General features: G+C 41.8%; 9 protein-coding genes. 6 read left to right on the top strand and 3 right to left on the bottom strand.

What is annotated here, in order from left to right; genetic code table 11:
• The coding region (locus ENH88_RS01125; protein ID WP_304178579.1) for an FAD-dependent oxidoreductase at positions 1-473 on the bottom strand (473 nt) is incomplete at its 3' end.
• Between the two features lie 290 nt (positions 474-763).
• Here ENH88_RS01125 and pssA point away from each other — a divergent pair.
• From pssA to ENH88_RS01110, 3 genes are all read left to right on the top strand, one after another.
• Complete coding sequence (gene pssA / locus ENH88_RS01120; RefSeq protein WP_304178576.1) at positions 764-2,089, top strand: CDP-diacylglycerol--serine O-phosphatidyltransferase; 1,326 nt, start codon at positions 764-766, stop codon at positions 2,087-2,089.
• 94 nt (positions 2,090-2,183) lie between these two features.
• Positions 2,184-2,636 carry a GNAT family N-acetyltransferase gene (locus ENH88_RS01115; protein WP_304178574.1) on the top strand — a complete coding sequence of 151 codons (453 nt, stop codon included), beginning with the start codon at positions 2,184-2,186 and terminating at the stop codon, positions 2,634-2,636.
• Entirely contained in the window at positions 2,637-3,173 is a 537-nt protein-coding gene (locus tag ENH88_RS01110; RefSeq protein ID WP_304178572.1) for a GNAT family N-acetyltransferase, read from the top strand. It begins immediately after the preceding gene.
• Positions 3,174-3,292: 119 nt separating this feature from the next.
• On the opposite strand, the gene ENH88_RS01105 is transcribed toward ENH88_RS01110, so the two are convergent.
• Together ENH88_RS01105 and ENH88_RS01100 are read right to left on the bottom strand one after the other, a co-directional pair.
• Positions 3,293-4,069 (bottom strand): nucleoside-binding protein, encoded by a 777-nt coding sequence (locus ENH88_RS01105; RefSeq protein ID WP_304178569.1) that lies wholly within the window; start codon positions 4,067-4,069, stop codon positions 3,293-3,295.
• 89 nt (positions 4,070-4,158) lie between these two features.
• Positions 4,159-5,472 (bottom strand): Na+/H+ antiporter NhaC family protein, encoded by a 1,314-nt coding sequence (locus ENH88_RS01100; protein ID WP_304178580.1) that lies wholly within the window; start codon positions 5,470-5,472, stop codon positions 4,159-4,161.
• 265 nt (positions 5,473-5,737) lie between these two features.
• On the opposite strand from ENH88_RS01100, the gene dapB reads away from it, so the two are divergent.
• From dapB to carB, 3 genes are all read left to right on the top strand, one after another.
• Positions 5,738-6,535, top strand: coding sequence for a 4-hydroxy-tetrahydrodipicolinate reductase (gene dapB, locus ENH88_RS01095; protein WP_304178567.1), 798 nt, complete (start codon positions 5,738-5,740; stop codon positions 6,533-6,535).
• A gap of 207 nt (positions 6,536-6,742) precedes the next feature.
• Complete coding sequence (gene carA, locus ENH88_RS01090) at positions 6,743-7,879, top strand: glutamine-hydrolyzing carbamoyl-phosphate synthase small subunit (RefSeq protein ID WP_304178565.1); 1,137 nt, start codon at positions 6,743-6,745, stop codon at positions 7,877-7,879.
• A gap of 16 nt (positions 7,880-7,895) precedes the next feature.
• Positions 7,896-9,293, top strand: a 1,398-nt coding sequence (gene carB, locus ENH88_RS01085; RefSeq protein ID WP_304178563.1) for a carbamoyl-phosphate synthase large subunit, incomplete at its 3' end; no start/stop codon positions are given.

The raw sequence follows: 9,293 nt of genomic DNA, 5'->3' as shown, positions 1-9,293 counted from the left end.
GCGGTATTACCACCACCAACAACCGCCACTTTTTGACCTTTGTAGAAAAAGCCATCACAGGTAGCACAGGCTGATACGCCACGGCCTTGGAAGTTAGTTTCAGACTCCAGACCCAAGTACTTAGCTGAAGCACCCGTTGCGATGATCAACGCATCACAGGTATAAGTACCTTGATCGCCCGTTAATGTAAATGGACGTTTAGACACATCAACAGTATGAATATGGTCAAAAACAATTTCAGTTTCAAAGCGCTCGGCATGCTCTTTCATACGATCCATTAATGCTGGACCGGTTAAACCATGAGCATCGCCCGGCCAATTTTCAACTTCTGTCGTTGTTGTAAGTTGACCGCCTTGTTGCATACCCGTGATCAATACTGGGTTTAAGTTTGCACGCGCTGCGTATACTGCTGCGGTGTAACCTGCAGGGCCAGATCCTAAAATTAGTAACTTACAATGTTTTACTTCACTCATGTTATTTCTATCCTAAACGTTTCAATAGCGTATTAATGCGCTCGATTTTAAGAGAAACAAGGGGGAAGTAAATAAAAGCGACGATTATTTTTTTTTCTAAATCGCAAAGCTGTCAAATATTGTGTACTAGAATTGTGATAAGTGTACGATTTGTATGATATCTGAGCTATTAATTGAGTATTAACGAAGCATGTTACGTTAATTCATGACCAAACTGTGTTTTTTTGATATGTTTTAACTAATTTTGATTTGTGACCCTATAATCGGGTGACCTAAGTGAATAGGCAACTATGTTATTTTGGCAGGAAAAACCCGCGTACGGGTTGACTTCAAAAGACGTTAACGTCTTAACCAATGCACAAGAATATCGCACACATTTATTGGCACTAATTGCGCAGGCTAAAACCCGCATTTATATAACCACGCTTTATCTGCAGGATGATGAAGCTGGGCGCGAAGTGCTAGCAGCGTTACATTTGGCGTCAGTAGCCAATCCAGCATTAGAAGTCAAAGTGTTGGTTGATTTTCATCGCGCTCAACGCGGTTTAATTGGTGCTGCAAAGTCAGACGGAAACGCCAGCTTATATTGTGAATACCAAGAAAAGTATCAATCCAATGTACAAATATTTGGCGTGCCAGTAAAAGCCAAAGAACTATTTGGGGTACTACATTTAAAAGGTTTTGTAATTGATGACACGCTGCTGTATAGCGGTGCGAGTTTAAACAATGTGTATTTACAGTACCAAGACCGTTACCGATTAGATCGCTACTTTTTGCTTAAGCAGGCTTCGTTATGTGATTCTATCATTAACTTTATTGAACAAGAGCTGTTGAGCTCTGAGGCTGTCCCACGTATTGATACGCGGCCACTAACAAAGTTTAATGATATTAAAATTGTACAAAAACAATTGATGCGTACATTAAAACAAGCGGGCTATGCTCACAGTACTGTGCAAAATGAGCAAGCACTGGGCGTACGACTATTTTTAGGACTTGGCCGTCGTAATAATGAGCTCAATCGGGTGATCAAATCGTTATTTGATGCCACCGAGCAAGAGTTAGTATTGTATACCCCATACTTTAATTTTCCTGCGCCATTAATGCGGTCATTACGCCGCTTACTCAAACAAGGCAAGCAAGTAACCATTGTAGTGGGTGATAAAACCGCGAATGATTTTTACCTGCCGCCAAGCGAACCATTTAGCAAAATTGGTGCGCTACCGTATTTATATGAAACGATTTTGCATAAATTTTTAAAATCACAAAAGCGTCATATCAATAACGGCAATTTAAATGTCTATCTGTGGCAGCACGAAAGCAACTCGTTTCACTTAAAAGGTATATGCTCTGATCGTAAATATCACTTATTAAGTGGTCATAATTTAAATCCGCGCGCTTGGGGTTTAGATATCGAAAATGGTATTTTATTAGAAGATCCAGAGCAAAGTCTCATGCCATCAATTGATAATGAAAGAGCCGAGATATTACAGCATTGTCGTCGTTTAAATGGTGCAGAAGATTTAGAAACCATGGATGATTATCCGCCAGCAGTTAAAAAGCTGTTAGGCCAAGCAAAGCGTGTCAAAGTTGATTTTATTATTAAGCGTTTTATTTGACGCAAAATTAGCTACTAAAAAGTCAGTACTATAAAAGCAGCGCGGTTTCGCTGCTTTTTGTTAACTTTAATACGGCATATTTAAAGGAACAAATATGTATATTGAATCCGCAGAGAAAAAAGAGTATCCAACGCTCATTGATATTTGGCAGGCTTCGGTTTCTCAAACCCACGATTTTTTAAGCCAACACCATATTGATGAACTAAAACCACTGATTTTGGCGCACTATTTTGATGCCGTGACTTTGTATTGCTGTAAAAACCGAGATGATAAAATTATGGGTTTTATTGGTGTTGCCGATGGCAATATTGAAATGCTGTTTGTTGAGCCCACTTTCTTTGCGAAGGGGGTGGGCACGTTATTAATCAATTACGCGATTGATAATTTAGCGGCAACGCATGTTGATGTTAACGAGCAAAACCCTAAAGCCCATGGTTTTTATTTAAGTAAAGGCTTTGAGCAAATAGGGCGCTCAGAATTAGACGGCCAAGGAAAGCCGTTTCCGCTGATCCATATGCGTTTAGCAAAAGTAGCTGAGGTTGAGTAAATGGAACTAGTGATTTCAGACGCAATAACTTTAAAGCCATTAGATATCAGTTTTGCCGCTGAACTTTACCACGTTATTACCGGTAGCCGGGAAAATCTGAGTCAATTTTTACCTTGGGTGGATGACGTAATAGATGTTAATTCAACTAAACGTTATATATATGAACGACTCCACAGCAATAAAGCCGGTTCTCAGTGGTTTGCGATATATGTTCAGCAGCGCTTAAGCGGTGTATTTGGCATTAAACACATTGATCCAGACAGTAAAGTTGCTGAATGCGGTTATTGGTTAGCTGATTTTGCACGCGGGCAAGGAGTCATCACGCAAGTGCTTGCTAAAATGGTGCCTTATATAAAAAAGCATAGTCACGCAAACGCCATCGAGTTTTGCTGTTTAGAGGAAAACCTAGCAAGTATCAAAGTGGTGCAACGCGCAGGCGCGAAGTTCAAATATTATCAACAAGAGACATCAATCTTCCTTGCTAATCAGCATCAGCATCAGCGTTTAGGTGTTTATGAAATAAAGCTAAGGGCGTAAGTAATAAAAAAGCGCAATACAATTGATATCGCGCTTTATTATTCTCGCTAACTCGCTAACTCGCTAACTCGCTAACTCGCTAACTCGCTAACTCGCTAACTCGCTAACTCGCTAACTCGCTAAAACGTCCACTCAACATGAAATTGCGGTACCGACTCTGTGGTATCAGTGCCTAGTTTGTTATGCCAGTATTGCCATTCAAGGCCAAGTAATAGCGTATTTTCTTTCATACTGATGGCGTGACCTAAATCCCAAGTAATAATAGGTTGCGCTAAGATCCACGCTTTTACGTCTTCACCAAATTCATTTTCGCGTTCAGCAATATATTCAACATGACCGGTGACATTAAATTTTTGCGAACCAATCGAAAACGGGTAACCCCACGCCACATCAAGCATCCAGCTGTTAGTCTCAATAGGCGCACCACCACGAGCAACGCCATCATTATCATCAATATAGGCCGTCACTAAGGTTGATAAGAAGGTAAAGCCCGGCGCTTGCCAGTTTACTTTTACACCCGGTAAATATTTTAAAACTTTAGAATCACCGGCTGCGTTAAAGCCCGCCGTTAGGCCGATATCAGCAATCGCTCCATAAGACATATCGTTGCCGGATATTTTTGATAGGCTGAATGTTGAGTACCACTCGCCGTAGAAGTCTTTATCTTGATAACCATCATCAGTGGCGTCATTAATATAATCAATAAAGAAGAAGTTATCGCCATAATCATAGGCTGATGCATGTTGCAGTGATGCGATTGTGGTATTTGATTCTTGACCTGTGAATGGGTTTTTAAAATCACCATTGTTAAGGTGTAATGCTGTGTTGCTCCAGTTAGCCGCTTGGCTAGAGGTGCTTGCCAAACAAATGGCAGCGAAGACGACGGTTTTTTTCAATGTCTTATCTCGAATTTAAAGGTTGTTAAGTAATCCAAAAACGAGATTATAGCAGATACGCCTAAAGTTGGCGTATCTGCTTAATAAATTTATGCTTTATTACGACGTAAGCAAATCACCGCAATCGCAGTAAATGCCAATATAAAGCAGTAGTATGATGAAGTAGATACTTGCCACGGACTAATTTTAAATGTCGCGCCAAGTAGTAACGCTTGTGCACCATAAGGAAGAGAGCCTTGCGTAACACAGGCGAAAATATCCAATAAGCTGGCAGAGCGCTTACCGCTTATCTCACCGTCATCAGCCAACTTTTTAGCAATAGGACCGGCAACTATGATAGACACGGTATTGTTAGCAATACACAGGTTACTAGTCATCACTAACGCCGCAATACCCAGTTGATCAGCCACTTTTCGGTGCCACTTAGCAATTACTTTAGTGATCGCTTGAATCTTTTGCGCTATGTAATCTAAGCCGCCATTAATGCGAATAAACTCAGACAGGCCACCAATAAACATCGACAGTAAAAAGATCTCCTGCATATCCGTAAAGCCTTTGTAAATGTCTTTCACAAAGCTGGCGCCTTCATAGCTGCCAGTAAAGCCCATCAATGCTGCAAATATAATACCGCTAAACAGCACTACAAATACATTAAAGCCCATTACCGCCAGCACTAAAATAAATGCATAAGGCAGTACTAATAGAATATCGTAATCTTTGGTTTCGACCGCTTGTGCTGCTGGGGTTAAAAACAATAATAAACCAATAGTCAGGATAGCCGCAGGCAAGGCGATTTTTAAATTCTCACGGAATTTATCTTTCATTTCACAACCTTGAGTACGGGTTGCGGCAATGGTTGTGTCAGAAATAATAGATAAATTATCACCAAACATGGCGCCAGATACAATCGTACCGGCCATTAAAGCAGGATCAATGCCTGTTTTTATCGATACCGCATAAGCAATCGGGCCAATTGCACCAATCGTACCCATTGAAGTACCCATGGCGGTCGATACAACCGCTGCAATTAAAAATAAACCAGGCAATAATAATGCTGAAGGAATAAGTGATAAACCCGCATTTACAACCGCGTCAACACCACCTGTAGCACCCGCTACCGCGGAGAAAGCACCTGCAAGCAAGTAAATTAAACACATGGTAATGATGTTGTTGTGGCCAGCACCTTTTATAAAGGTTTCAACACTGTGGTTAATGGTGTTTTTATTCAGGATAAACGCCAGCATAATCGCCGGTAAAATCGCAACAGGGGCAGGGAGTTGATAAAAAGCGTAATCAACCCCTTGAGATTGCAGGTATAAACCCGCGCCTAAAAATAAGGCGACAAACGTAAGTAGCGGCAGCAAAGATAACTTTGCATTAGTTTTATTAAATGATGGCTGCATCATATTCCTCGTTAGATAACTCATAAACAACTAGTGCAGCAAAAACATCCTTCTTTTAGCAGCATTTAGTTGTGTGCTTATCAAAGTGATAAGTAACTCAACAGCGCCCGCAAGCCAAAGACCAAATCGGCGCAAAGAAAGAAGTTTAAATGTATAGATGGCTAAAGTCTATGGGTATCTGTTATTATTATTTTAAAAGGCGTACCTGACTATTACATGAGTTTTAGATAAAATCTAGCCAACATAAAAGCAAAGGTTAATTAAAATGAATCGAATCGGCGTATTTGGCGCAAATGGAAGAATGGGGCTGGCATTAGTTGAAGCCGCACATAAAAATAATCATGCCGAGCTGGGAGCAGCCTATGTACGAAGCAGTTCACCTTTATTAAATATTGCTGTTAATCAATTAAATAGTGCAGCACCTCCAACCGTTAACTTCAGTGATGAGCGTAATGTAGGCAATATTGACGTATTGATTGATTTTACTCTTCCTGCGGGCATGCGTGAGCATTTAAAAACAGCCGTGGCAGAAAACATCCCGATGGTAATTGGCACAACAGGCCTAAATGATGACGATATGCTGGCGTTACAAGCGGCGGCTAAGCATATTCCTATTGTGTTTGCTCGTAATTACAGTGTGGGCGTAAATCTACTGTTGAATTTAGTGCAAACCGCCGCGACTAAATTTGGTGATGATTTAGACATTGAAATTTTTGAAGCGCATCACCGCCATAAAATTGATGCACCATCGGGTACTGCTTTAGCCATTGGTGAAGCCATTGCCGCTGCAAAAGGCTGGGATCACGATGCAGTTGCAGTGTTTGATCGTAGCAAAGTAGAAACAGAAAAATCGCAAAATGAAATCGGTTATTCGGTGCTCAGAGGCGGAGATATAGTTGGTGAACATACCGCATATTTCGCAACTTCTGGCGAAAGGCTTGAATTAACTCATAAAGCAAGTTCTCGAATGACCTTTGCATTAGGCGCAGTAAGAGCTGCAGGCTGGTTGAAAAATAAGCCGGTGGGACTTTATGATATGCAAGATGTGCTTGACTTGAAGTAGTTTTCTTGGTTTTTTGGCGCTTTGGTGGTTTTTTTAGCTAATAGCGCTTATTTTTAGTAATTATTGAAATAGGGTTAGACCTAAAAGGCAAATTACTATAAAATAGCGCCAATTTGCCAAAAATTCATAATTGCGTGTTTCCAATCGCTATAAACGGGTAGTAAAGCAAATGACTTTACTCCCGTTTTTTACTGTTAGGAGGTTAACTTGACTAAATCCGCTCTGTTAGTTCTAGAAGACGGCACAGTGTTTCGCGGTACTGCAATCGGCGCTGACGGCATGTCAGTCGGTGAAGTAGTATTCAATACGTCTATGACTGGTTATCAGGAAATTCTGACCGACCCTTCATACGCGGAACAAATCGTAACTTTGACGTACCCACATATCGGTAATACGGGTACTAACAGCGAAGACGAAGAAGCGAGTCACATTTGGGCGAAAGGCCTAGTGATCCGTGATTTGCCACTGCTAGCAAGTAATTTCCGTAACGAGCAATCGTTAGATGATTACTTGAAACAACGCAATATCTTAGGTATTGCAGATATCGACACTCGTAAACTGACTCGTATTTTGCGCGATAAAGGCGCTCAAAACGGCTGTATTATAGCAGGTGATGATATCGACGAAAGCAAAGCGCTCGCAGCTGCGCAAGCCTTCCCAGGCTTAAAAGGCATGGATTTAGCAAAAGTAGTCTCAACCAAGGAAAACTTCCAGTGGCGCGAGTCAAGCTGGACACTGGGTGAAGGGTTTAAAACCTTGCACGCAGAAGATGAGAAATTTCACGTTGTCGCTTATGACTTCGGTGTAAAACGTAATATTTTACGTATGCTTGTAGACCGTGGTTGTAAATTAACCGTTGTTCCTGCACAAACCTCGGCAGCCGACGTGTTAGCACTTAATCCAGATGGTATCTTTTTATCAAATGGCCCTGGTGATCCTGAGCCATGTACCTATGCGATTGATGCAATTAAAACCTTTTTAGAAACAGATACACCAATTTTTGGTATTTGTTTAGGTCACCAATTGTTAGCGCTCGCCTCAGGTGCAAAAACAGTAAAAATGAAGTTTGGTCATCACGGTGGTAACCACCCAGTGAAAGACTTAGACCGCGATGTAGTCATGATCACTGCACAAAACCATGGTTTTGCTGCTGATGAAGCAACCCTACCTGATAACCTACGTGCAACGCACAAATCGTTATTTGACGGTACATTGCAAGGTATTCATCGTACTGATAAGCCAGCGTTTAGCTTCCAAGGTCACCCAGAAGCAAGCCCAGGTCCGCACGATGCAGCGCCATTATTTGATCACTTCATCGACTTGATGCAAGCACGTAACAACTAATTATACCGGAGTAACAATGCCAAAACGTACCGACATAAAAAGCATTCTTATCCTAGGCGCAGGCCCGATTGTAATCGGCCAAGCCTGTGAATTTGACTACTCTGGTGCTCAAGCGTGTAAAGCACTAAGAGAAGAAGGCTATCGAGTTATCTTAGTTAACTCAAACCCTGCAACAATTATGACTGATCCTGATATGGCCGATGCGACGTACATCGAACCAATTCACTGGGAAGTTGTTGAAAAAATTATTGAAAAAGAAAAGCCTGATGCAGTACTGCCCACTATGGGTGGTCAAACTGCATTAAACTGTGCATTAGAACTTGATAAGCACGGTGTATTGGCTAAGCACGGCGTTGAGCTAATCGGCGCAACCGCAGATGCAATCGACAAAGCAGAAAACCGCGAACGTTTCGATAAGGCGATGAAAAACATTGGCCTAGAATGTCCACGTGCTGAAATCGCGCACTCAATGGAAGAAGCCCGCGACACTATGACACGCATTGGCTTGCCATGTATCATTCGTCCTTCTTTCACTATGGGCGGCACCGGTGGTGGGGTTGCATATAACCTAGAAGAGTTCGAAGAAATTTGTGAACGCGGTTTAGACTTATCGCCAACTAGCGAACTATTGATTGATGAATCATTAATTGGCTGGAAAGAATATGAGATGGAAGTTGTTCGCGACAAAAAAGACAACTGCATCATCGTCTGCTCTATTGAAAACTTTGACCCAATGGGCGTGCACACAGGGGATTCAATCACTGTGGCTCCAGCACAAACCCTAACCGACAAAGAATACCAAATCATGCGTAATGCCTCTATGGCAGTACTGCGTGAGATTGGTGTTGAAACCGGTGGTTCAAACGTACAGTTTGGTGTAAATCCAGCTGATGGCCGTATGGTTATCATCGAGATGAACCCACGTGTATCACGTTCATCTGCTCTTGCGTCAAAAGCAACGGGCTTCCCGATTGCTAAAATCGCAGCTAAGCTGGCGGTAGGTTACACGTTAGACGAGTTACAAAATGATATCACTGGCGGTAAAACACCTGCATCATTTGAGCCGTCAATCGATTACGTAGTAACAAAAATTCCTCGCTTTAACTTTGAAAAATTTGCCGGTGCAAACGACCGTTTAACCACGCAAATGAAATCAGTGGGCGAAGTAATGGCGATTGGTCGTAACCAACAAGAGTCATTACAAAAAGCATTACGTGGTTTAGAAGTAGGCGCAACGGGCTTTAACCCGATTGTGGCACTTGATGACCCGAAAGCGAAAGAAAAAATCATCCGCGAATTACGTGAGCCAGGTGCAGAGCGTATTTGGTACATTGCTGATGCAATGCGCCATGGTATGAGCGTTGATGATGTGTTTGAACTCACTAAGATTGACCCTTGGTACTTAGTGCAAATT

Source organism: Pseudoalteromonas prydzensis (genome assembly GCF_011050055.1).
GTDB classification, from domain to species: domain Bacteria; phylum Pseudomonadota; class Gammaproteobacteria; order Enterobacterales; family Alteromonadaceae; genus Pseudoalteromonas; species Pseudoalteromonas prydzensis_A.
Note: the sequence above shows the minus strand (reverse complement) of the source record. Positions and strands in the feature narration are given on the sequence as shown.